The organism is Shewanella psychromarinicola, assembly GCF_003855155.1.
Taxonomy (GTDB): domain Bacteria; phylum Pseudomonadota; class Gammaproteobacteria; order Enterobacterales; family Shewanellaceae; genus Shewanella; species Shewanella psychromarinicola.
In genome coordinates this window covers 3,634,382-3,658,910 of sequence record NZ_CP034073.1, presented here as the reverse complement: position 1 = coordinate 3,658,910, position 24,529 = coordinate 3,634,382, and the positions used below count along the sequence as shown (strand labels likewise).

19 protein-coding genes, 2 tRNA genes and 1 pseudogene are annotated in these 24,529 nt (G+C 40.9%); 11 read left to right on the top strand and 11 right to left on the bottom strand.

Going from position 1 to position 24,529, the window contains the following annotated elements:
- Positions 1-71: 71 nt before the first annotated feature.
- Both EGC80_RS15960 and EGC80_RS15955 read right to left on the bottom strand, forming a co-directional pair.
- Entirely contained in the window at positions 72-725 is a 654-nt protein-coding gene (locus EGC80_RS15960) for a DUF2987 domain-containing protein (RefSeq protein ID WP_124014156.1), read from the bottom strand.
- The gene (locus tag EGC80_RS15955; protein ID WP_101031408.1) at positions 718-1,536 is read right to left on the bottom strand and encodes a glucosaminidase domain-containing protein; all 819 of its coding nucleotides are present in this window, start codon (positions 1,534-1,536) and stop codon (positions 718-720) included. Before EGC80_RS15955 ends, EGC80_RS15960 begins: the two co-directional genes overlap by 8 nt.
- A 268-nt stretch (positions 1,537-1,804) precedes the next feature.
- Between EGC80_RS15955 and yvcK the strand changes: the two genes are divergently transcribed.
- Positions 1,805-2,767 carry a uridine diphosphate-N-acetylglucosamine-binding protein YvcK gene (gene yvcK / locus EGC80_RS15950; protein WP_233768517.1) on the top strand — a complete coding sequence of 321 codons (963 nt, stop codon included), beginning with the start codon at positions 1,805-1,807 and terminating at the stop codon, positions 2,765-2,767.
- A gap of 203 nt (positions 2,768-2,970) precedes the next feature.
- Here yvcK and EGC80_RS15945 read toward each other — a convergent pair whose 3' ends face one another.
- The 5 genes from EGC80_RS15945 to thrS form a co-directional block, all read right to left on the bottom strand.
- Positions 2,971-4,164, bottom strand: a complete 1,194-nt coding sequence (locus EGC80_RS15945) for an amino acid aminotransferase (protein WP_101031406.1) — start codon at positions 4,162-4,164, stop codon at positions 2,971-2,973.
- 502 nt (positions 4,165-4,666) lie between these two features.
- Positions 4,667-5,023, bottom strand: coding sequence for a 50S ribosomal protein L20 (rplT, locus tag EGC80_RS15940; protein ID WP_101031404.1), 357 nt, complete (start codon positions 5,021-5,023; stop codon positions 4,667-4,669).
- Positions 5,024-5,039: 16 nt separating this feature from the next.
- The gene (gene rpmI, locus EGC80_RS15935) at positions 5,040-5,234 is read right to left on the bottom strand and encodes a 50S ribosomal protein L35 (protein WP_011496149.1); all 195 of its coding nucleotides are present in this window, start codon (positions 5,232-5,234) and stop codon (positions 5,040-5,042) included.
- A gap of 82 nt (positions 5,235-5,316) precedes the next feature.
- The gene (gene infC, locus EGC80_RS15930) at positions 5,317-5,859 is read right to left on the bottom strand and encodes a translation initiation factor IF-3 (RefSeq protein WP_101031402.1); all 543 of its coding nucleotides are present in this window, start codon (positions 5,857-5,859) and stop codon (positions 5,317-5,319) included.
- 3 nt (positions 5,860-5,862) lie between these two features.
- Positions 5,863-7,791, bottom strand: coding sequence for a threonine--tRNA ligase (gene thrS / locus EGC80_RS15925; protein ID WP_101031400.1), 1,929 nt, complete (start codon positions 7,789-7,791; stop codon positions 5,863-5,865).
- Between the two features lie 519 nt (positions 7,792-8,310).
- Here thrS and EGC80_RS15920 point away from each other — a divergent pair.
- Positions 8,311-8,511 carry a CPXCG motif-containing cysteine-rich protein gene (locus tag EGC80_RS15920; RefSeq protein WP_101031398.1) on the top strand — a complete coding sequence of 67 codons (201 nt, stop codon included), beginning with the start codon at positions 8,311-8,313 and terminating at the stop codon, positions 8,509-8,511.
- Positions 8,512-8,578: 67 nt separating this feature from the next.
- Here the strand turns inward: EGC80_RS15920 and EGC80_RS15915 are convergent, their stop codons facing one another.
- Positions 8,579-9,193 (bottom strand): riboflavin synthase subunit alpha, encoded by a 615-nt coding sequence (locus tag EGC80_RS15915; protein ID WP_124014155.1) that lies wholly within the window; start codon positions 9,191-9,193, stop codon positions 8,579-8,581.
- 30 nt (positions 9,194-9,223) lie between these two features.
- Here EGC80_RS15915 and EGC80_RS15910 point away from each other — a divergent pair, with 30 nt between their 5' ends.
- From EGC80_RS15910 to EGC80_RS15880, 7 genes are all read left to right on the top strand, one after another.
- Complete coding sequence (locus EGC80_RS15910; RefSeq protein ID WP_124693495.1) at positions 9,224-10,585, top strand: MATE family efflux transporter; 1,362 nt, start codon at positions 9,224-9,226, stop codon at positions 10,583-10,585.
- Positions 10,586-10,877: 292 nt separating this feature from the next.
- Positions 10,878-10,954 (top strand) — tRNA-Val (locus EGC80_RS15905).
- Positions 10,955-10,992: 38 nt separating this feature from the next.
- Positions 10,993-11,069, top strand: a tRNA-Val gene (locus EGC80_RS15900).
- A 489-nt stretch (positions 11,070-11,558) separates the two neighbouring features.
- Positions 11,559-12,257 (top strand): VWA domain-containing protein, encoded by a 699-nt coding sequence (locus tag EGC80_RS15895; RefSeq protein WP_124014154.1) that lies wholly within the window; start codon positions 11,559-11,561, stop codon positions 12,255-12,257.
- A gap of 219 nt (positions 12,258-12,476) precedes the next feature.
- Positions 12,477-13,238, top strand: a complete 762-nt coding sequence (locus EGC80_RS15890; RefSeq protein ID WP_124014153.1) for a DnaJ domain-containing protein — start codon at positions 12,477-12,479, stop codon at positions 13,236-13,238.
- Positions 13,239-13,712: 474 nt separating this feature from the next.
- Positions 13,713-14,321: a flavin reductase family protein gene (locus EGC80_RS15885; protein ID WP_124014152.1), complete on the top strand. Its 609-nt coding sequence runs from the start codon at positions 13,713-13,715 to the stop codon at positions 14,319-14,321.
- 374 nt (positions 14,322-14,695) lie between these two features.
- The gene (locus EGC80_RS15880) at positions 14,696-15,442 is read left to right on the top strand and encodes a phosphatase (RefSeq protein ID WP_124014151.1); all 747 of its coding nucleotides are present in this window, start codon (positions 14,696-14,698) and stop codon (positions 15,440-15,442) included.
- A gap of 252 nt (positions 15,443-15,694) precedes the next feature.
- On the opposite strand, the gene EGC80_RS15875 is transcribed toward EGC80_RS15880, so the two are convergent.
- On the bottom strand, positions 15,695-16,921 hold the full coding sequence (locus EGC80_RS15875; protein ID WP_124693494.1) for an RNA-guided endonuclease InsQ/TnpB family protein: 1,227 nt from the start codon (positions 16,919-16,921) through the stop codon (positions 15,695-15,697).
- 121 nt (positions 16,922-17,042) lie between these two features.
- Here EGC80_RS15875 and tnpA point away from each other — a divergent pair.
- Positions 17,043-17,354, top strand: a pseudogene (tnpA, locus tag EGC80_RS15870) (IS200/IS605 family transposase); the annotation flags it as partial.
- Between the two features lie 216 nt (positions 17,355-17,570).
- Here tnpA and EGC80_RS15865 read toward each other — a convergent pair.
- On the bottom strand, positions 17,571-19,307 hold the full coding sequence (locus tag EGC80_RS15865; RefSeq protein WP_124013155.1) for a DUF885 domain-containing protein: 1,737 nt from the start codon (positions 19,305-19,307) through the stop codon (positions 17,571-17,573).
- 336 nt (positions 19,308-19,643) lie between these two features.
- Entirely contained in the window at positions 19,644-21,440 is a 1,797-nt protein-coding gene (locus EGC80_RS15860; protein ID WP_124013154.1) for an acyl-CoA dehydrogenase C-terminal domain-containing protein, read from the bottom strand.
- Between the two features lie 595 nt (positions 21,441-22,035).
- On the opposite strand from EGC80_RS15860, the gene EGC80_RS15855 reads away from it, so the two are divergent.
- On the top strand, positions 22,036-24,486 hold the full coding sequence (locus EGC80_RS15855) for a TonB-dependent receptor (RefSeq protein ID WP_124013153.1): 2,451 nt from the start codon (positions 22,036-22,038) through the stop codon (positions 24,484-24,486).
- The last annotated feature ends 43 nt before the right edge of the window (positions 24,487-24,529 follow it).

Sequence of the window (24,529 nt, the reverse complement as noted above, 5' to 3'; positions counted from 1 at the left end):
AATTGGTTTTACAAAAACGTTTAGCCTAATTATTCGAGTAGAACTTATCTAGCTCGAATGACAGTCCGACATTATTTCATGACGAATGGACTGACGACAGTGGGTTGCTGATTAAATGAAAGATGTTGCAGTTGATTGATTTTGGCCTGTGTCAGTGTGTATTTCTGATCCACTGTCGATTCTACACCGTCAATGGTTGCCATAATGATAGTGCCGTTATTGTGTTGGTTGGCAAACTCAAATGTCAGTCCACTAATCGGTTTACGAAAATACTTCATCGGAAAACCTTGTAATCCATCAAGCAGCTTATTCATATCGCCGGTTAGTGCTAACAGTTCCGTTTGAGTGAAATTTAGCTTGGTTTCTTTAGCGCGAACCTGCATGGCAATGGCACATTGTTCTGCATCACCGGTCACATTGATATTGACCAAACCTCGGTCAGATTTCAACTGCGGATCGTAGGGAATAAATAAGCGCTGTTGCGCATTATACGGTAGTGGGAACTGCTCTTTTTCGGTAGTGATACTACCTGACACTATGGTGCAATCTGATGTGATCGGTACACTAAAGGCTACCTCAACCAATGGATAGTTTTGCTTATTCACTTGCTTTAATCGATCGTAAAAGCCTTTGTACTCTAATGAAACAGTTTCAGCAACACTGCTACTAACCATAAAAATAGACGATATAAAAATAAATCCGATCACTAGCGTGCGATTAAGCATTAGCTTTGTTCCCTTGTAAATATGGCTTATTGTGTTTAAGCATGTCGAGTAGATCATCAATGTACTCGTCCTTTCGTTCTGAATAATTAATTAAGCCATAAACCAATTTCTCGGCGGTCAGCTTAATTTTTTGCGCCCGTAAATCAGCGCGAATAGAACGAAATAAACGATACGCAGAATTAGTGTTTAAATTAATCATGTAGGCAATAATTGACTCTTTGGGTGAATCAAATACAGCCACCTCATGGCTTTTGCCGTCCGCCCTCGCTAATGGCACTAAACCACAGCCCTCGGTAAAACACCACTGGCCAAAAAAATTAAACCCGTCGATTGCAAAACGTGAACTGCCCCAACCGCTTTCGTTGGCAGCTTGTACTAACACCATATCAACTGGAATGATATCGACGCGCTTTAATAAGGGCGTTAAGGTATTGCGCGTAAATGATTTAACATCATATTGATAATATTCAAGAATTGAATTCAACCTCTCATTATCAGATCCACTTAAGCCTAAATCATTATCGATTTTATCAATAACAGCCAATATGAATTGACGGTCGTGAATAATAATTTGATTTTGAGCTTCAACCGAAGGCCGCAAGTAATCAAAGAACGTTTGCTTTTTAGTGACTACATCATCTATTTCAGCAAACAACGGTACTTCACCTAGATCAACTTCATTAAGTTGATGAGTTCCAGATGTGACTGATTCTTGAGTCGTATTAGGAATGATAAAGAGTCTTATCGCCAACAATGCAACAACGGCTAAGCCTAATGCAAATGTTACTTTACCTATATTGCCTATCTTCAATAGTACCTGCCTTATCAAAAACTCATTTTCAACTTACTAATCTCGTTAATTATAACCTTAATGACCGATAGGATACAGTAAAGCGCTTTTGTGGATGGGGTGCTTATCGGCTTTGGGTCCCGATTGTGACCAATATAGGCAGCAAAACGGAAAAATAATTACACTTTAATGACCATATACAGTTAACATTGATTGAACGTGATAACTGGGCAGTCTTTATCGACTGCATATCGTCTTATTCAACAACTCAAGGACTTGAGAACAGATTATGTTGGATCAAAAACTCAATAATTATCATCATGTGGTAGCCATAGGTGGCGGGCATGGATTAGGCCGTATTCTTGCCGCTTTATCTTTTTTAGGCCCAAGATTAACAGGGATTGTTGCAACCACTGATAATGGTGGATCTACCGGTCGGCTGAGGCAGGATCAACAAACTATAGCGTGGGGAGATTTACGTAATTGTCTTTCCCATCTGGCCCTAAGGCCATCGTTAGGTTCGATGTTATTCGATCATCGTTTCACGGGTGATAATGAACTTTCTGGGCATAATTTAGGTAATCTGGTTTTACACGCACTCGATCAACTTTGTGTAAGACCGCTTGAAGCGGTAAATTTAATTCGTGGCTTACTTAAAATTGAGACGCAAATTATTCCGATGTCTGAAGCTTCAACTCATCTTGTTGCACTTACGCATTGTGGCAACAAAGTCTTTGGCGAACTTAATGTCGACGGCATGAAAGAAGCGCCGATTGCATTATCATTAGAGCCTGAAGTCGAAGCAACATCAGAGGCGTGCTATGCACTCGCTGAAGCCGATTTAATTATCATCGGCCCTGGCAGTTTTTTAACCAGTATACTGCCACCGTTATTGATCCCTCAGCTAACCAAGAGTATTCGAGACTCTCAAGCGCATGTTATTTTAGTGGATAATTTAACGCCCGAATATTCACCAGCAAGCACCTTTAGCATCGAAGATAAAATTGCTTGGTTCAACCAGCTTATAGGCAAGGAAGTCATCGCCGATGTTATTCAGCATGGCAATAAGATTGAGCTCGCTTGCTCCGAAGTGAATGGGGTTCGTTTTAATCATTTTCCGTTAGTAAGCCAGCATCATCCTGGTTTACACGATAAACTAGCGTTAGCTGAGGCCATTAGCCAAGTGTGTGGATCATACCAATCAAATAGTAAAGCCATTGATTTGACTAAAATACTTTCAGCTACTGCATAGAATGTATCTGTTAGTGCTGCCAAAATAGAGTATTGACTAGAGAATGATCCTGCTAAGTATTGCTATGGGGTCAAACTGGATTTGAATCGATATCTAATTCGAATAACCGACTCGAACTCGCATTCACCAATGACAACAAGATTATGGTGCACAGATAATAGAAAAGGCTGCATAGTGCAGCCTTTTTTAATCTGTCACTAATGTTAAATCACTTGTGCAATCGCTTTACACACAGCGGGCATATTGTTTTTCGTTAAACCTGCAACGCTAATACGACCAGAACCGACAATATAAATAGCGAATTCATCTTTTAAACGGGCAACTTGGCTTTTATTTAAACCTGAAAAACTGAACATGCCATTTTGACGCGAGATAAAACTAAAATCCTGTTTTACGCCTTCAGCTTTGAGACTTTCAACAAATAAGCTGCGCATGTCTGCAATACGTTCACGCATTAGAGTCAGCTCGGCTTCCCATTCTTGGCGCAGTGCCTTATCAGATAAAATAGTGCTAACAATCAACCCACCGTGTGCCGGAGGATTAGAGTAATTGGCACGAATATTTTTTTTGATTTGGCTAAAGCTTCTAACAGCATCATCTTGATTTTCTGCAACGATAGTGACAGCACCAATACGTTCGTTATACAAACCAAAGTTTTTAGAAAATGAGTTAGCAATTAATAGCTCTGGCACCACAGAAGCAACAGCGCGCAGACCTTGGGCGTCTTCTTCAATACCAGCACCAAACCCTTGGTAAGCAAAATCAAATAACGGTAGCAAAGATTTTTCTACACAAATGTTCGCGACTTGCTTCCATTGTTCAATCGATAAGTCGATACCGGTTGGGTTATGACAGCAACCATGAAGTAATATCACATCTCCCGCATTGGCATTCGCTAAATCAGCCAACATGGCGTCGAAATCCATGTCATGAGTTTCAGCCTTGTAGTAACGGTATTCTTTAACCGTTAAGCCTGCGGTTTCAAAAATATTCTTGTGATTAGCCCAAGTAGGATTACTGACCCAAATTGTTGTTGAGCGTGTATTGCGGACCAGAAATTCTGAAGCCACCCGTAATGAACCTGTACCACCGGGTGCTTGTGCTGTAACGGCACGTTTATTTGCAATAATATTACTCTGAGGACCAAACAATAAATCTTGAACAACTTGATTGTAAGCTTGTACACCTTCAATACCGAGATAATTCTTGGTCTTTTCGGTTTCAAGTAAAATGGCTTCAGCTTTTTTTACAGAAGATAATATAGGCGTTTGCCCTGCTTCATCTTTATAAATACCTACCCCTAAGTTGACTTTGTGAGGGCGAGCATCTGCTTTAAATGCATCCGTTAAGCCTAAAATGGGGTCTGCTGGAGCAAGCGTGACTTGAGAGAAGATCATTACAACTATCCTAAGTGAAGTGAATGGAGAAAATATATTTAGTTATACCACTGTATGCCAGCGGTGAGTAGTGAGACTTTTAATAGTTGATACAAAGTTCATTAAAAGTTAAACAATCCTCAATTTTATGTACATTATAATGCTAATTTCATTAAATATGTGGTCATTTTCACTTTTTATACTGCTAACGAACTTTAACTTGCGATAGTAAATAAACATAAAATAGTTCTTTGTCGGGCTAACCGCATTGGATCCATTGACAATATTGCAGTGTTTGACGAGTAGAGGTGTCTGATTAATAAATCACAAGTTTGGGATATAAATAGATCGAAGTATGCTCAATGGTATTGTTCTATCAACTATCATGTCTGTAGTTGAGATCACCTCTGAAAGTGGCAGGCATGAAATGGTGAGAGGCATTGTATGGCAAGAAGCTTACTTTGTAGCAGATATAAAAAAAGGAACCCGAAGGCTCCTCTTTTTAAAGCGACCAACTAATTACTTAGTTTAACGCTTCTTTTGCTTTTTCAACTAAAATTGCAAAAACAACTTTGTCGAAAACAGCGATGTCAGCCAAAATCTTACGATCGATTTCAATAGACGCCTTTTTCAAGCCGTTAATGAAACGGCTGTAAGACAGACCATTTTGACGAGACGCTGCATTAATACGTGCAATCCATAACTGACGGAATTGACGTTTTTTCTGACGACGATCACGGTAAGCATATTGACCAGCTTTTGTTACTGCCTGAACAGCAACACGGTAAGTACGGCTACGAGCGCCATAATAACCTTTAGCTAATTTTAAAACTTTCTTGTGACGAGCACGTGCGGTTACACCACGCTTAACTCTTGGCATTTTCTAAACTCCTAAATTAAGCGTATGGTAATTGACGCGCGATTGCTGGAACGTCAGACTTAGCAACTAAACATTTAGCACGTAAGTGACGCTTACGCTTAGTGCTTTTCTTGGTCAAAATGTGACGTAAGTGTGCTTGCTTGCGCTTGAAACCATTAGCGGTTTTCTTAAAACGCTTCGCTACACCCTTGTCTGTTTTCATTTTAGGCATTTCTAAAACTCCGCATTGGGACGTTAATAAACGTAAGGCGAGCAAAAGCCTCAAGAGACTTTTACTACTTTAGGTTGCCCTACTATTTCTTTTTAGGTGCTAGCACCATAATTGCTTGACGACCTTCCATTTTAGGGAAAGATTCGACAACCGCATACGGTTCCAAATCGGCCTTGATACGGTTCAAAAGATCCATACCTAGGTTTTGGTGTGCCATTTCGCGACCACGGAAACGCAGCGTAATTTTCGCTTTGTCCCCATCTTCTAGAAAACGAATCAGGTTGCGTAGTTTTACCTGATAGTCGTTATCATCAGTTCCAGGTCGGAATTTAATTTCCTTAACCTGGACCTGTTTCTGCTTCTTCTTTTGTTCCTTTTGAGCTTTCGCTTTATCAAAAAGGAACTTACCGTAGTCCATGATGCGACAGACAGGAGGCTCAGCATTGGGACTGATCTCGACAAGATCAACTCCGGCTTCATCTGCAACGTTCTGAGCTTCTTTTATACTTAATATACCAATTGGTTCACCATCTAAACCTGATAAACGGACTTCAGGTACACCAGTGATTTCATCATTGATTCTATTAGGGGCCGGCTGTCGCCCTGCTGTTCTTTTGATCTTTATGACCTATTCCTCCAACAATTTGAGACTACGGAGCGAAATCTGTTGACGTATCATCGCGGCGAAATCTTCTAGTTTTAACTTGCCTAAATCGATACCGTCACGTGTACGCACCGCTACTTCCTTATTTTCCATTTCTTGATCACCAACGACCAATAAATAAGGCACACGTCTTAGAGTGTGTTCGCGTATCTTAAAGCCTATTTTCTCATTCCTCAAGTCAAAAGATGTCCGAATACCCTGTTCTTTGAAGAATTTAACGATTTCTTCAACATAAACAGCTTGTTTATCGGTAATATTCATTACAACCACTTGCGTTGGAGCAAGCCATGTTGGAAATTTACCCGCGTATTCTTCTATCAAGATACCTATGAAACGTTCTAAAGAACCTAAAATAGCACGATGGATCATTACTGGCGTCTGGCGACTGTTGTCTTCTGCGACATAAGTCGCGCCTAAACGATTCGGTAATGCATAATCGAGTTGTACTGTACCACATTGCCATGCACGATCTAAACAGTCATGCAAAGTAAATTCGATTTTTGGGCCATAAAACGCACCTTCACCGGGTAATATTTCAAATTCAATATTATTATTGGCAAGTGCTTGCTTTAATGCCTCTTCAGCGCGGTCCCACATGTCATCGTCGCCAATACGTTTTTCAGGGCGCGTTGACAGTTTAACCTCGATGTTGTCGAAACCAAATGTCGCGTATGTGTCATATACCATTTGGATACATGCACTCACTTCTTGTTGAACTTGATCATCAGTACAAAAAACATGAGCGTCGTCTTGGGTAAAACCACGTACGCGCATTAAACCGTGAAGTGAACCTGATGGTTCGTTACGATGACAACAACCAAATTCAGCCATACGTAATGGCAAGTCTCGATAAGATTTTAACCCTTGGTTAAAAATCTGTACATGTCCTGGGCAGTTCATTGGCTTAATAGCGTATTCACGGTTTTCGCTGTTAGTCGTGAACATGGCATCTGCGTATTTATCCCAGTGGCCAGAACGTTCCCACAATGCACGATCCATCATCAGTGGGCCTTTCACTTCTTGATAAGTGTATTGACCTAGCTTTTGGCGAATGAACTTCTCAAGCTCCAAAAATATGCTCCAACCATCGTTATGCCAAAACACCATTCCAGGTGCTTCTTCTTGCATGTGGTACAAATCTAATTGCTTACCAATTTTACGATGGTCACGCTTAGCGGCTTCTTCTAAGCGCACTAAATGGGTTTTCAACGCTTTTTTATCTGCCCAAGCAGTACCATATATACGTTGTAGCATTTTGTTATCTGAGTTACCACGCCAGTATGCACCAGCAACACTCATCAATTTAAAATGCTGACAAAAACGCATGTTAGGTACATGCGGTCCACGACACATATCAATGTATTCTTCGTGGTTATACAGCGCAGGTGTTGCGTCTTTACTGATATTTTCATCAAGAATGGCAACTTTATATTCTTCGCCACGAGCACTAAATGCATCGTGAGCCTGTTGCCAAGACACAACTTCTTTAACCACATCGTAGTTAGTTTTTGCTAAATCAAGCATGCGCTTTTCTAAGGCTTCGATATCCTCATGCGTCAGCTTATGATCTAAATCGATGTCGTAATAAAATCCGTTATCGATTACAGGGCCAATCGCCATTTTGGTTTCAGGCCACATTTGTTTGATCGCGTGACCTAATAAATGGGCACAAGAATGGCGAAGAATTTCAACACCCTCTTCGTTTTTAGCCGTAATGATAGCTAACTCTGAATCTGCAGTGATTAAGTCTGTTGCATCTTTTAGCTCACCATTTACTCGGCCAGCAATACACGCTTTAGCTAAACCAGGGCCGATGTCTAATGCAACATCAAGAGTCGATACAGGATTGGCAAACTCACGTTTGCTGCCATCAGGCAATGTAATAATAGGCATGAAAATTCCTTGTCCAGTGGTGACCCACACGTAGGGCCACATGGTAATTAAGTATGTTCTTTTTGAACGAGTGACACGCTAATGAAATCAAGACAGTACAGGAGTCTTAGTTACCCAAAAACGCAGGTCTCTATTCTATGTGATAAGCGGATTATGGCGCAACCATGACGGGATGAATAACAGGTATAAATGGTGTTTTTTGCTAAATTAAATGAAAAGAAGCTGGCTAATGTTATTAGCGATTATTTAACGAGTGCAATCTCGATCGAGTCGCTGCGCCGCAGTCACTGTTTATACAATGTGGCGATTTAATTACCGATTTAATTACCGATTTAATTACCAGTGAATTATATTGATAGCATTACTATCTGATTATAAGCAATATTATTAAATAAAATGTCATTAATCTTCATCTTGAATGAAAATTATTTTGATTTGATAGAATCATTCATAGGAATGATCCAAAATGCTAAATGCTCACTATACTTGTTAATAACGAGTCAGTGAGGAGTATTAGTTATGAGACTGCTTTCGCGCGCCATTTGTTGCCCCCATTGCGGGCATAATCAATATGTCACTTTAGATGCCAGTTCAGGAGATCAAGAATATTATGACGACTGTCGTATTTGTTGTAATCCAATCCACATTCGGATGCATCTAGATGATAATCGTAGAAAAATAGAACTTCATATCGATTCAGACGATGAACAAATTTATTAATCCATAGCACTTGCCTGCTTAATCTGCGAAGCAAGCAAGTTATGGCACTTTATGACGAGTGGCTTATTTACGCAAGTTGCTTATTAGCCAAAATGCGCTCAACGGTATCAACGATAACCTGCGTTTGACTGTCAATTTCGATATTAATCCTACTGCCAACGGTGCAATCGTCCAAATTGGTCAGCTTTAACGTTTCAGGAATTAAATGCAGCATAAATCCATTGTCAGTGAGCTTACCAACCGTTAAGCTACAGCCGTTAATTCCAACAAAGCCTTTATAAAATATGTAGTTCATCCACTGCGGATTAACTTGCAGTTCTATATTATAGTGCTCGTCGGTGTTACTCACGGCTTTTACTGTGGCCAGAGTATGCACATGACCTGATAAAATATGCCCACCGATTTCGGACCCAAACGTTAACGAACGTTCAATGTTTATCCTATCACCGACATTGGTATTACCTAGGTTAGTTACGGCTAATGTCTCTTCCATTACATCGAAAAAAACCTTATCATTTAGTATCTTGGTAGCAGTAAGGCAAACACCATTATTGGCTACGCTAGCACCTGTTACTAATCCTTGTGTTAACTCTGGCGTCATAGCGATTTCAAAGGTTTTAAGACCTGTAGCATTGTTAATTGAGACCACCTCACAAGTGGCTTGAACTATACCAGTAAACATATTTTATCTCGTTCCGTTATAGGTTTTTTAATGAATAATACAGGGTTTCAAATTTCACGCTTGATAAAATTAGCGCTGCCGGTACTGATTGCACAAGTGACTCAGACCATGATGGGCTTTATTGACACCGTTATGGCTGGCCGCGTCAGCGCAGTAGACATGGCTGCAGTTGCTGTGGGCACCAGTCTTTGGTTACCTGCAATCTTATTTGTTCAAGGTTTACTCATGTCTTTTACGCCAGTATTTGCACAATATCATGGTGCAAATAATCAGCAAGCCATTCCCGCGATACTGTTTCAGGCTGGATATATTGCCATAATTGGTGGTATTGGTGTGATGTTCTTTCTCACATCTTCTACTTATTTACTCGAACTAATGAATTTAGAACCCAAGCTGCATGCGTTAACGGTTGGTTATATTGATGCTATTTTGTGGGGCGCTCCGGCCTTCGTGTTGTATCAAGTACTGCGCGGTTGCAGTGAGGGTATTTCTTATACTATGCCAACGATGGTGATTGGCTTTATTGGATTAGCCGTCAATATACCCGCCAATTACGTGTTTATTTATGGTGGTTTTGGTATTCCAGCAATGGGCGGTGCGGGTTGTGGTGTAGCTACAGCGCTTGTGTTTTGGGCTATGTTAGCCGCCATGATCATTTACATGTTAGTCGATAAAACCTTTAAAGAGCTGGAACCGTTTAAACAGTTTTATCGTCCGCACTTAGCTAACATGTGGGCGATGACAAAGCTGGGGATGCCAATTGCAATGGCATTATTTTTTGAAGTCAGCCTATTTGCCGTCATCGCGTTATTTTTAGCGCCTCTTGGCGCCAATGTAGTGGCGAGTCATCAAATAGCCCTTAACTTCTCTTCAATCATATTTATGCTGCCATTATCTATTGGTATTGCGGTGTCTATTCGTATTGGTTATTACCTTGGTCGCGGTCAACCTGAGATATCAGCGCTTGTCGCTAAAGTTGGATTAGGTTTGTCTTTAGTCTTGGCCGTGTTTACCGCCCTACTGACGGTGACCTTTAGGCATGAGATCGCATTACTCTATAATGATAATCCTGAAGTGGTTACCTTAGCGGGTAGCTTGATGATGCTTGCTGCATTTTATCAAACATCCGACTCCATCCAAGTTGTCGCCGCAGGAGCGCTAAGAGGCTATAAAGACACTCGAAGTGCGTTTTACATTACCTTGTTTTCGTATTGGTGTATTGGCATGACCATAGGTTATGTGTTGGGATATACTGACATTGTTCGACCTGCCATGGGCGCTCATGGATTTTGGATTGGGTTAATTGCAGGATTAACATCGGCGGCAATTTTATTTGCAATAAGATTAAAGTACATTCAAAAGAAAGGTTTGGTATTTAGTCAGATAGGCTAAATTATGAAAATTACCAAGGTTAACCATTTAACATTGCTTAACCTTGAAGCAAGTTGCACAGCAAATCACCATTTAGATATAAAAATGGTTTTTTTGCTTGCAAGCTATAGGCTATCCCACTTACTATAGCATCCACTTTGAAGCGAGATGTTTTAAAGTTTTTGATTTTATTAAAAATAAGTAATACACCCGTAGCTCAGCTGGTAAAAAGAGTAGCACTACCCTCTTTTTGTAACCGCGGCGGTAGGGATTGGTGGTTCAATACACCAAAACATACAAAGCAAGACATTATACACCCGTAGCTCAGCTGGTTAGAGCACTACCTTGACATGGTAGGGGTCGGTGGTTCGAGTCCACTCGGGTGTACCACTCTTCTGACAGAGTATAAATAGTCAAATTCATACAATACACCCGTAGCTCAGCTGGTTAGAGCACTACCTTGACATGGTAGGGGTCGGTGGTTCGAGTCCACTCGGGTGTACCAATTCTCTTGTAAAAAGAGAATACGGCCAGCGAAAGCTGGTTTTTTTGTGTCTAAAATTAATAGTTAATATTCACAAGCTAATAAACCCATAGCTCAGCTGGTTAGAGCACTACCCTCTCTTAGTTAACTGCGGCGGTAGGGGTCGGTATTCATGTGGTAAAGCGAAGTCCACTCGGGTGTACCATTTCTCTTATAAAAGAGAATACGGCCAGTGAAAGCTGGTTTTTTTGTGTCTAAAATTAATAGTTAATATTCAAAAGCTAATAAACTCATAGCTCAGCTGATTAGAGCACTAGCCTCTCTTTATCACGGCGGCATTAGGGGTATCGTCGGACTTCTAGACGACGGACTCTTTGCCCTACTATTGCCACATGTTCTTATAGTAGCGGCAATCTTGAGCGGCGCTGATTTTGTTACTTTACATTATTTAGGTTACTCTATTTTTGTGTTTATTATTTACTTTAGATATAGCAGAAACTGGAATAACACATGGTCTCAAAGCTCCCTGATAAAAAGTCGCGCACTCAAGATATTCAGGCATTCATTAGCCAAGTCAAAAATACTCCGCGGGTCACTGGCGAAGACAAGGGTAGATTGATATTTGCCATGGATGCCACAGCAAGTCGTGAGCACTGCTGGGATATGGCGAGTCAACAACATGCGGCTATGTTTGCCGAAGCCGATAAGGTGAGTACTCTAAGTGTGCAGCTTTGTTATTATCGGGGTTTTGGAGAGTTTAAAGCACTTCCCTGGACACGCGGCGCCGATGAAATCAAACAAGCCTTACTTTCAGTTCGCTGCCTGGCCGGGAAAACCCAGATTGCCAAAGTGTTATCCCATGCATTGAGTGAAACTCGCGCAAACAAAGTAAACGCACTGGTATTTGTCGGTGATAGTGTTGAAGAAAACCCAGATTCACTTGGAGCCTTAGCAGGCCAGTTGGGAATACTCAATCTGCCTTTATTTGTTTTTCAAGAAGGAAATAATGCAAAGGTTGGCAGTATTTTCTCACAGCTAGCGACATTGAGTGGAGGTGCACATTGCCAGTTTGATCAAGGTAGTGCTAGACAGTTAGGTCAGTTGTTAGCCGCGGTTGCGGTATATGCTGCGGGCGGAAAATCTGCTTTGAAAAATAATTTGTTGAGTAAGGATGCGAGCGTGAGACGGTTATTACAGCAATTAAAGTAGTCGTGATTAGTGAGCGGTAAATAATCCAACCGTTGCAACGAAAAAATAAACACCGTAAATATCGAGTAGGCTCTCGGATTACATGAGCACGGCGACAAAGCAACACCGTAAATATCGTGTAGGCTCTCGGATTACATAAGCACGGCGACAAAGCAACACCGTAAAACAAATGGTGTAGGCTTTACGACTTAACTGATACCTCAAATAAGTGAATACTTTATGTTCAGACTTGCCGTTTTAGTAGCGGTTATTATCATCGGCTATATCACAGTACAATATATTCAAGCCCTGAAACCCCAACAAAGAAAGATATTCGCGGCGAAAGCGGCTGCGGTCGCATTGATTACAATACTGATCTTGCTAACGGTCACGGGAAAGCTTTATATTTTGGCCGCACTGGGAACAGGTTTACTGATATTTGCCAAACGCTTGTTTCCACTGCTACGTTATTTTCCATTTTTGAAAGGTCTTTATCAGAAGGCGAAAGCAACACAGAGCTCGGATACATCGAAGCGTTCTACGGTTGAAACCAGCTTGCTCAAAATGACCCTTGATCACCAAAGTGGCAATTTGGACGGTGAATTACTGGCGACTGATGGTAAGGGGAAATACCTGTCTGAATTGAGTCTGTCAGAATTGATTTCTCTGTATGGCCTAGCAGATAAACAATATCCAGATTCGATCGAAGTATTGGCTGCCTATCTTGATCGCCAGCATGGTTCTGACTGGCGCGAAGCTGCCAATGCCGGACACTATTCTGAAGAGAGTGAACAACACGCTCGCCCAAGCGATAGCCCTGAGATGACGGCAAGTGAAGCTTATGCCGTCCTGGGTCTTGATCAAACGGCAACGGAGCAAGACGTTATCGCTGCGTATCGTAAACTAATGCAAAAACTCCATTCTGATCGCGGTGGCAGCAACTATCTGGCCGCAAAAATAAATCAGGCGAAGGATTTGCTTGTGAGCCGCAAAGGCAAGTAAACCAAGGACGCTCATGTTTTCCTATTCCCTATTATCTATTGCCTATTTGGACCTTTTCTCAAGGCTGTCCCTGCTTCGAATAAAGGCCCTTGTAAGGCAACGCCGTTCGTGAAGCTGATTATTGTGCTTAATTTTTATCGTTATATTCGGGGGGCAACGAATTGCTTGTGCTCAATCTAAAGTCGCTTAACCTTTTGAATATTTAATAGATCTATTTGCAATCCTTCCTCGTAAAACACATATCGGTTTTTAGCTGACTGCGGACAGGTCCTATTTGCGAAGTAGAGACTCCCTAATATCAAACTCGCGAAGTTTAATTGCAAATTTCGTCAAGCGCTGAAAGGTCAAAAATGACAAAAGGGTTTTATTCGGTGCCAGTAGCGCAAGCATACATCTATCATTATTTAACACTAAAAAGGTGAAATAGCCTATTTAGGTTGGCAAGGATCAACGGTTTCGTTGGAGGGAGTTTTAATGCATTTTACTAAAGAGCGTATAGACGCACTTGAAAAACATACACGTACACATTTAATCAATTCCCTCTCGGGTTTTAAAAGCGCTAATTTAATTGGTACACAAGACTTACAAGGCAATACCAATTTATCTATTGTCAGCTCGGTTATCCACTTAGGTGCAAACCCGCCACTGGTCGGTATGATCGTACGCCCTCATAGTGTCCCTCGCCATACCTTTGAAAACATTATACAAACCGGTATGTATACTATTAATCAAGTCAATAAATCAATTTATAAGCAAGCTCATCAAACATCAGCTCGTTACGATAAAGACGAATCGGAGTTTGATGCAACAGGGTTAACACCCGAGTTCTTAAATAATTTTACAGCCCCGTTTGTAAAAGAAAGTCGCTTAAAATATTCGGTTAAATTTATTGAGCATCAACACTTAGCCATTAATGGCACAGAGCTGGTAATTGGTGAAATTATCGATGTGTATGTAGATGAGGCCGCGCTGCAAAGTGATGGCTTTTTAGACTTGCAAGCCATAGAAACTGTCGCCATTACAGGGCTTGATAGTTACCACACTAGCAATAAACTGGTGCGTTTACCTTACGCTAGAAAGTAGTATATAAACTAACGTGTAAAGCATTACTTGAACGTTAACTTACCAATAAATGACTTTGAATTTAAAAAAGATCTACTATTTGGCGCACACCAGGCAACCGACTTTATGCTTTATGAAGCGATAAGTTTGAACACTACCTTGAAAAACACCGCTACCTTGCCTTAAAATTAGCATAATCTAAGTAATGTTTTTATTTGAACTTATTTTGATAACCCTGCTTCAACCATTTAACGTAAACAAAACGCACAGAAAAGCTAGAGAGGAATTAACGCCATGAAGTTTGTTACAACAAAACTCGAGAGATCATAGAGTAAGGCCTGTTAACAGAGTAGACTTGATGTCTACTGTTTTTAACTCAGACAACGAGACTGGTCATGAAATTCCTTGTCGATGTTCACGCTCATACCATCGCTTCAACTCACGCCTATAGTACAGTGCATGATTACTTTTCCGTTGCAAAGGCGAAAGGTCTCAAATTATTCGCCATTACCGATCATGGTCCAGATATGGCTGATGCACCCCATTTTTGGCACTTTGTGAATATGAGAGTGTTACCTAGAATTGTTGACGGTATTGGCATGCTCCGTGGCATTGAAGCGAATATAAAGAATGAGCATGGCGAAATTGACTTTTTTGGTCATTATTTGCAGGAGCTTGATATCGTGCTGGCAGGTTTACATGAACCGGTTTTCCCCCCATCGACTAAAGACGCTCACACTAGAGCACTCATCAACAGTATTGAAAGTGGTCATGTCGATATTATTACTCATCCAGGCAATCCCGCTTATCCCATCGACATTAACAGCGTCGCCGCTGCAGCAGCCAAACATAACGTCGCGCTTGAGATAAATAATTCCTCTTTTTTAACCTCTAGAAAAGGCAGTTTACGCAACTGCACTGATATTGCTAATGCTGTAAAAAAAGCGGGAGGACTTCTCGTTATGGGATCTGATTCTCATGTCGCTTTTAGCTTAGGCGAGTTTGAAAAAGCGATAGCGGTCATTGAAGCGGTAGATTTCCCAATTGAGCGCTTACTTAATCGTAGCCCTGAAGCTTTGTTGTGCTTTCTGTCCGCTAGAGGTCATACAACACTTGATGAATACTCTGTTTTAATCGAATGATTTAAAAGTGTTTTCTATATGCTGTAACAACCTGCTATTTAGCACAATAGGGATCGTTATCGTCGGCGGTGTTGAAATGGGGATTGACCCTATCGTCACAATTGATTTATTCCAAAACCAAATAAGTTAACCTTGGCACCAATTGATTAAGCTCTACAAATTCATATGCTTTAGCATTTTGTAGGCCAGTGAATTACCCCGCGACTTCGCTTCGCTCTGATCACGGGGCTTCTGCAATCTAGCTTTTAACGACTAAACTGCTTCTTTTTTCTCAGTTTCCACACCAAACTTTGATAGCTCAAAGACTTTCGTTTTAATCGATGTTTTCTGCTGAAATTTGGGGGTTACCCTGGCGACTATCCCAGTCGCCATTAAATCATTTTCGCCTGTGTTCTCGATAGACTTAGCTGCCGCTAAATCTCTGCACTGGACTAAACCGCAGCTTTCGCAGGCAAATTCTCGCACGATAAGGCCAAACTTGTGCGGGTGTTTGCATTGATAACAAATGCCTGTCGATTTCACAAACCGACCAATTTCATGGTAAATACCGCCATTCAATTCAACTTTGTATTTAGTCAGCGAAGTGATCATACCCATCACGTTATCGTTCACCATATGGCCGTTAAATTGCTGCATACCTTTCACGTTTAAATCCTCAAACACTATGATATCACTGGTCTTGGCTATCGAACATGATACTTCGTGAGCGAACGCTAGGCGTTGGCGTGAGATTTTTCCGTGAAGTGTATTTAAGCGGGATTTGGTTTTATGCCAGCGACTAGAGCCCTTTTCCCTTCGGCTCAACTGGACTTGAATTTGCTTTAGCTTTGTTGATGAACGTTTAAGAGCTTTTGGGTTTTTAACGTACCAACCGTTCGAACCTACAACCGTATGCTGACTGTTAATGTCGTAGCCTACAATTGAATGCAAGACCCGCTTCGCGGTCTTGCATTCAACCTCTTGGGTGAGCGATACATTCCATTTACCATGTGATAGTTGGACAGTAACAGTCTTGATTTCACTGACTAATTTACGGTGTAAAACAATCGGTACGTTGCCAATTTTCGGAATGCTGACCGCACCATTTTCGATGCGGATACAGTTCGAGTTATTTACACACCTAAAACTGTCATTGTGCAGTTTTTTCTGTTTGAAGCTGACTTTAAACGTCGGGAATTTTTGCAATCGACTCTTAGAAAAAGAGTTTTTCAAAGCCGTATCCAGATCCCTTGCCACTTGCTGTGCAGCCGCAGAATCAAAGGATTTTAACCAAGAGAACTCTTCGAATACCTTTAACTCTTTAATTAATTTTGACATTTCTGGATAGAACAAAAACGTTTTGTCGTACCTATAACGACGCAGATTTTCTGACAACAACAAGTTCCACAACCCACGAGCATATGAGCCAAACTCAATTAGTTTGGCTTCCTGTTCTGCTGTCGGTTTGAGCCGAAAGTTATATCTGAGCGTTTTTTTCATATACTGTATAGACTACTGTATAGCTTGAGATTGTCAAGTGGAATACCAAACTAATTCACACTGTAAGTATCTCATTGTGCTGCACTTAATACTGGTTGTTAAATATTGAAAGCAACTACTACATGGTGAAGTTGGCGAGTTTATGAAGAGAGCTGTTCTAGATATTTCGCAGAAGTCTGACTTTTCAGTTGAAGAGATCGAAATAGATAGGGATCACATACACATTCTTTTGAGGATTTCGCCAAGATATGCTGTTGGGCAGCATGTTAGAAGAATTAAGCAGCAAACCAACAGATTAATTTGGAGTAGATATCCGAACCTTAAAAAGCAATTTTGGTTGGAGAATACTTTTTGGTCTGATGGATATTTTGCTTGCTCAGTCGGCAATGCCTCCGCTGATACAATTCGAAAATATATTCAAGAGCAAGCTTAGTTTATCGATTCATCCCCGCGACTTTCGCTACGCTCGGATCACGGGGTTTTCTCGACAGATTAGATAAATATATGTCTGGGTCAAAGGCTATTCCTAGGCCCCAATGACATACAGGACAGGACAACGTGAATATTATCTGAATGCTAGGGTAAATTAACAATCCCATTCAAACCTGTGAAGATTTAAATGGGATCCGTTAGGCTGTAGTGTTAATTTTTACTGCGCCAAAAAGTGTTTGTTAACGGCTTCTGCCATTAATTGTGGTGGGATCAAACCTTGTTTTAATACGAAATTATTAAACGCTAAACGATCAAATTTATCTCCTAAGGCAATTTCTACTCCGGCCCTAATCTCTAGTAGTCTTGATAAACCATAAAAATAGCTACCCGCCTGACCAGGCATTCTCATGGTGTATCGATCAACTTCTTGTTTCACCGCCGCTTCTGAAAAAACAACGTCATTACGCAATAGTGTATAGGCGTGCTCTTTTGTCGTCAGGCCTAAGTTCAGCATTGGATCTAACATAGCGCGAGCGTTACGTAGTAATCGGTGCTGAAGTGCAATCAGCTGTGCTTCAATGGGAAGATACGGCAACATTTCTGCTTCAGCATAAAGAGCCCACCCCTCTACATTAACGCTGTTAAATGCATAATAGACTCTTGCTAGTGAAACGCCTTGTTCTAACATGACCGAGAATTGTAATTCATGACCAGGTCGGCCTTCATGGGCACTTAATGTATAAGCAACCGCGTTAAAATTAAAATCATCATAAGCCGCATCACCGCTTAATGCAGGGTTACCCGTGGTAAGAATAAATTGGCCCTGTTCACCGGTATTGCCAATGAATGGTGGTGGAACCATATGAGGAGCTGGACTACCCGCGGCTTCTGCTTCGGTGGCAAGTCGCATAAGCATATCGCGTTTAGGTAAATCAACCACATGATGTTCAGTGATTATCTGCTCAAGTTTTTGATTAATGTCACGATAATAATCTTCAATTTTATCGTTGGCCAAAGACTGGTTTTTAAGTGCTTTAATAACATCGCGATAATCATCTGATGGCAAATCGAACTTTTTAGCCACCAAAGGTGCAAGAGCCTGCATATTGGCTTTGGTTATCATATAACTTGTTTTTGCTTGCTCAATTAATAACTGCGGTTCGATGTCTATGCCGACGGTTTTGAGTTTTAAAGCATAAATTTCTGCGGGTAATCGAAAGTCGTCCCGTGAGTGTGGAATAACGGTTTGTTCAGCCCATTGACGATAATCTTCAATTTGTTGTGTTAACAGCACCATATTGTCATTGGCTGTGGTGAAGTTATTTTTATCAAATAACTGCTGTAAACCTGTTATTAAGGTATCGAATCTTGCGAGCGCTTGGTTAACCTCCACTTTAGTGGAGCCCATTAAGCTTTTATTGGTTAAGGCTGTTTCAAATAGTGTTTTGGCTTGTTCTGTGAGTGCCGGTTGTCCGGTTTTACCGACATAACAAGCAAGGCGCGACATGGCGGCCTGTTTTCGAATATCAGGCATTTGCTCATCTAATAATGCCGATACGCCACGAAATATAATCAAGGGGACATCAACCCAAGGTAACATGTATTTGTCGTCTAACTTACCCGTCGCTATGGTCTGATCGATATTGCCGATAATAATGTTAAGGTCTTGACGAACTGGCAATAATTTTTCAGTTTCAAGTGCCTGTTGCAAGCTTTTTTTGCTGCTTTCAAGAGTATGAATAAACTTATCGTTTTGTGCCTTGGTAATGTTGCTGCATTGACTATCGACTGCAGTTATTCCAATTGAGCTCGCTAATTCAGGTTGAAACTGACTGACAATTTTTATTTGTTTATTAGTGTATTGATTACTGATATCAACCCACGAACTTGCTGATGAAGTGAACGGAAGTAAAACAAGTAGTGGAATCACTGAAGTGAATATTTTGCCTGGCATCGGCTTAATCCCTTTTTTATTTTTATAGAATGGCTATAAAATGACGATGAAGTAATCAGTATACCCGAATTTTACGGCCAAGCGACACGCCCTAAATCAAGCAGTTTGCTAACCAAGCGTTAGGATATAAATTTATATTAAACAGCAGCTTGCAGCGCCAATTGTCACATCAATGTCTATCGTATTATTGTCTCGTTACAAATAAAAAAGCCGCAACGCATAAGGTTACGGCTTTTAGACTCTGATTATAGGCCATCGACTTAAAAGACTTAGTCACTTTTGCAAGCCATCAACGGCTAAGCTAATGTAGACTCAATCCTAAAATCTAGCACTAATTTAAAAAGCAAAATCTTCGCTGCTTAATGCCATCATTGAATCGACACCGTTTTGAATACAGGCTGCGTGGCCTTTTGCTCTTGGTAACATACGTTGGATATAAAACTGGGCAGTTTTTATTTTCGCTTCATAAAACGCCGTTTCTGTTGTGCCGGCGGCAAGCTTATCTTGAGCAACCTTTGCCATTTTGGCCCAGAAAAACGCTAACGTAACGTAGCCCGCATACATTAAATAATCAACTGAAGCGCCACCGATTTCATCAGGGTTCTTCATCGCTTTAGCACCAATGGTGACGGTAAGTTCATGCCACTCTTTTGCATAAGCCATAATAGGTTGAATAAACTCTGCCATCGCAGGGTTATCCATATTTTGTTGGCAGAATACAGTGACATCTTTAGAGAATGGCTTTAACACTTCGCCCTGGGTACCAATAATTTTACGCGCCAGTAAATCTAATGCTTGAATACCGGTTGTGCCTTCATATAAACAGCTAATTTTGGTATCGCGCATTAACTGTTCCATGCCCCACTCTTTGATAAAGCCATGGCCACCAAGGATCTGCACTCCGTGGCTGGTACACTCAAAGCCTAATTCTGAAAGAAAAGCTTTTGCAATCGGTGTTAATAACGCGAGCTTTGTTTCGGCATCGGCTTTTACTGCTTCATCTTTTTCAGCATGACCGATATCAACCAGCTGGGCCAAATATGAAATTAACGCACGTCCACCTTCAGCGATAGACTTCTGAGTTAATAACATTCTGCGCACATCTGGGTGAACAATAATCGGATCAGCAGGACCATTAGGGTTTTTAACGCCACTGATAGAACGCATCTGTAGGCGGTCTTTTGCGTAAGCTAATGCACCTTGAAATGATGCTTCAGCAGCGGCAACGCCTTCACTGGCAACACCGATCCGAGCCGCATTCATAAAGGTGAACATGCATTTAAGGCCACGATTGGGTTCACCAATCAAATGTCCTTTAGCGCCATCAAAATTAATCACACAGGTGGCATTACCATTGATACCCATTTTGTGTTCAATTGAACCACAACTTACCCCATTTCTATCTGAAATAGTGCCGTCATCATTGACATTGAATTTAGGTACGATAAATAACGATATGCCTTTATTGCCTTCAGGCGCACCTGGTACACGGGCAATTACGATATGAACGATATTGTCAGACAGATCGTGCTCACCGGCTGAAATAAAGATTTTAGTCCCCGTTAACGAATAACTGCCATCGTCATTGGGTTCTGCTTTTGTGCTTAACATGCCTAAATCTGTACCACAATGTGGTTCAGTTAAGCACATTGTTCCAGTCCATTTGCCTTCAACAAGCTTTGGCATAAATTGTTGTTTTTGCGATTCTGTGCCGTGAGCTTCAATTGTCGCTAATGCGCCATGACTTAATCCTGGATACATGGCAAAACTATGGTTGGCACTGGAAAATAGCTCAGCAATACTAATATTTAATGAATGAGGTAAACCTTGACCACCAAATTCTTCAGACTGAGATAACGTCGGCCAGCCACCTTCAACATACTTAGCGTACGCTTCTTTAAATCCGTCGGGTGTCGTCACTACACCATCATTCCACGTACACCCTTGTTGATCGCCGATTTGATTTAAAGGCGCAACGACCTGTTCTGTCAATTTTGCAGCTTCAGCGATTATCGCATCAACCATATCAAGGCTGGCATCTTGGTAACCCAAATGTTGATAGTGGGTCTCACATTCTAGTAGCTCTTGCATAACAAATTTAACATCACGAATAGGGGCTTTGTAATCAGGCATTGTGGCTCTCCAAAAAAATTTCTAAGAGTAAAAAAGGTTAACAGTCTATTTGTTGTATTTGTTCAAACACACAATATTTACTAGCTACAATGTTATGTGAACTGAAAGTATTATCCAAATGCATAATAATTATATGTATACATTCGTTTGAATCATACACTCGTTTGAATGGTTATTTATAAAGCATTATTAACCCGATGTCGATGCTTACCTTTTACATTAGCCAAGCCTAATGCGAAAAAGATAAATAAGGGAATGTGGTTATGACGCTAAAACAGTAATTATCACTGCATTATTCTTTATATGAATAGTTGCTTATTAAAACAATTGATTGGTTTAATTTTAAAACACCCCCTAGCATGATTTGGCGGTTAATTGTTCACTATAAGTGGTCGTTTTTATTTTCAGGAAAGATTTTCAAGATTGAAAATTAAATACTGATGATCCCCCTTGCTGTTATTGAATCACGCTGATTTTACAAAACTGTCAATTTACAGGTTAACAATAACAATGCTTAAGCATCATACATATTTAATGTAAATCAATGTATTGGCTAGATTATTTGATAACAATTAGTATTTATCTGGGGAAATAAATGAATAATAATAACTCAAAAATATTTAAACATTCTTTACTCGCATTTGCCGTTATGGGCGTGCTGGGTTCAACTGCTTACGCTGAAGAAGAAAAATCAACTAACGAAACATATGATGGCAGTATTGAAAGAATCGTTGTAACCGCGTCTAAACGCGCAAAAGGATTACAGGAATCTCCTGTGGCCATTACTGTGGTGAGTAGTAAAGCGATAGAACAAGCCAAAGTAATGGATATCACTGATTTACAAACTCTTGTACCTACTTTACGTGTGACACCGCTACAACGTTCTACTAACACTAACTTTGCTATCCGTGGTTTTGGTAATGGCACCAACAATACCGGTATTGAACCTTCCGTTGGCGTATTTATCGACGGAGTTTATCGCTCCCGCGCGGCATCTCAGATAGGTGATTTACCAAGACTGCAACAAATTGAAGTATTAAGTGGTCCACAAAGTACCTTGTTCGGTAAAAATGCTTCCGCAGGGGTTATCAGTGTCACGACCAGAGAGCCTTCATATGAGCAAGAAGGTAAGATTGAAGTCGGTGTTGGAAATTATAATCAACAAGAGATAAAAGGTTATTACACCAATGGCATAACCGATAATTTAGCGTTCAGTTTTTCTGGCGGAGTTAACACCCGAGATGGCTATACCGAAAGTGTGGTTGGATTAAATGACGTCAATGATCGTGACCGTTGGAATGTTCGAGGCCAAGCACTGTATCAACCAACAGAAGACATTAAATTTCGCTTTATTGCCGACTATAGCAAAATTCAAGAAGCGTGTTGTTCTGTAGAAGACGCCATAAACGGGCCTACAACTGCCGCGGTTCGTGCCTTAGGTGGGATTGTTATTGATGAAAATGATTCATTTTCTTATCAATCGGCACTCAACTCTGATCCAGATAATAATGTTAAAGATGGCGGCGTATCCTTGCAAATAGACATTGATTTTGATGGATACTCATTCACTTCTATCAGTGCGCTGCGTAAAAATGATTCTGATTTTATCAATGACGTAGATTACACCTCTTTAGATATTTTAAATGAAGGTGGTTATACAGATATTAAAACCATAACCCAAGAGTTTCGCTTAACGTCTACCGGTGAGCGTGATTTAGAATGGATGTTTGGCGCCTATGTTTTCAATGAAGAAGTCATCACGGGTGATACTTTATATTATGGAAATGATATTAGAAATTACTTCGATGTGCTTATGGCCGCGGGCGGCGCCCCCGGGTTATTAGGAGGTGTAGAAGGTGTTTATGGTCTTGAACCCGGTACCTTTTTCTCCAATGATTCAGCAGTAAGCTCAGAATTTGATCAACAAAATGATGCTTACTCGCTTTTTGCTAGCTTTGATTATCATATTACTGACGACTTCACTGCGATTTTTGGTGTCAGTTATACTAACGATAAGAAAGACGTCACCATTTCACAAAACCATACCGATGTGCTTTCTGCCCTTGATTTAGATACGGTACCCACATTATTTGGCGTGCCTATTGGTAGCATTCCACAGCTTGCCCCCGCAGTACCTGTTATCAAGAGCTTGCAGTTTTTACCGCCAATGCTGGGGTTGCCTAATGCGGTAGAGAACCATGAATCAGATGATAGCAAAACAACCTGGTCACTGCGCTTAGCCTACGAAATTAATGACAATATCAATGTATTTGCCACAGCAGCAACGGGGTTTAAAGCAACATCTTGGAATTTATCGCGTTATTCAAGCCCTTTTGCCTCGGATAAAGAGGCATTAGAAAGTGCGGGCTTAGCATTGCCAAATCAGGTTTATGGTGGACGCTATGCATCACCCGAAGAAGCGATGGTGTATGAAATTGGTATTAAAACCCAATTTGAAAATGGATCATTTAGCGCCACCTTGTTTGATCAAACTATTGAAGGGTTTCAATCATCTATCTTCATTGGCACCGGTTATGTACTGGCCAATGCCGGTCAACAAAGTACCCAAGGTCTTGAGTTCGACTCTATCTACAATTTAACTCAAGATTGGTCGTTTACCTTAGCCGGTACCTTCCTTGATCCTGTTTATGATTCATTTGAAGGGGCATCTGGCCTTGATGGTCCTGTCGATTTATCGGGCGAGAAACCGGCCGGTATTCATGAAGTCAGCATCACCGCCGGTATTGTTTATAACTTTGAAGTATTTAACGGCGCAGATGGCTATGTTCGTACCGATTATATTTACGAAAGTGATGTCAAATTAGCCGAAAACACCCCAGAGTCATTAACGCGTGAAGTGAATAGCTTCAATGCGAGTGCAGGATTAGCATTTGATAATGGCGTCAATCTACAACTTTGGGTACGTAACTTAACCAATGATGAGTACCTACTGTCGGCTTTCCCACCACCGATCCAAGCAGGTAGTTTCAATGGTTATCCGAACCAACCGCGTACATTTGGTGCAAACATTTCGTACCAGTTTTAACTAACTAAAGAGTTTGTAGTGACGGTAACTAACCCTTATTTTC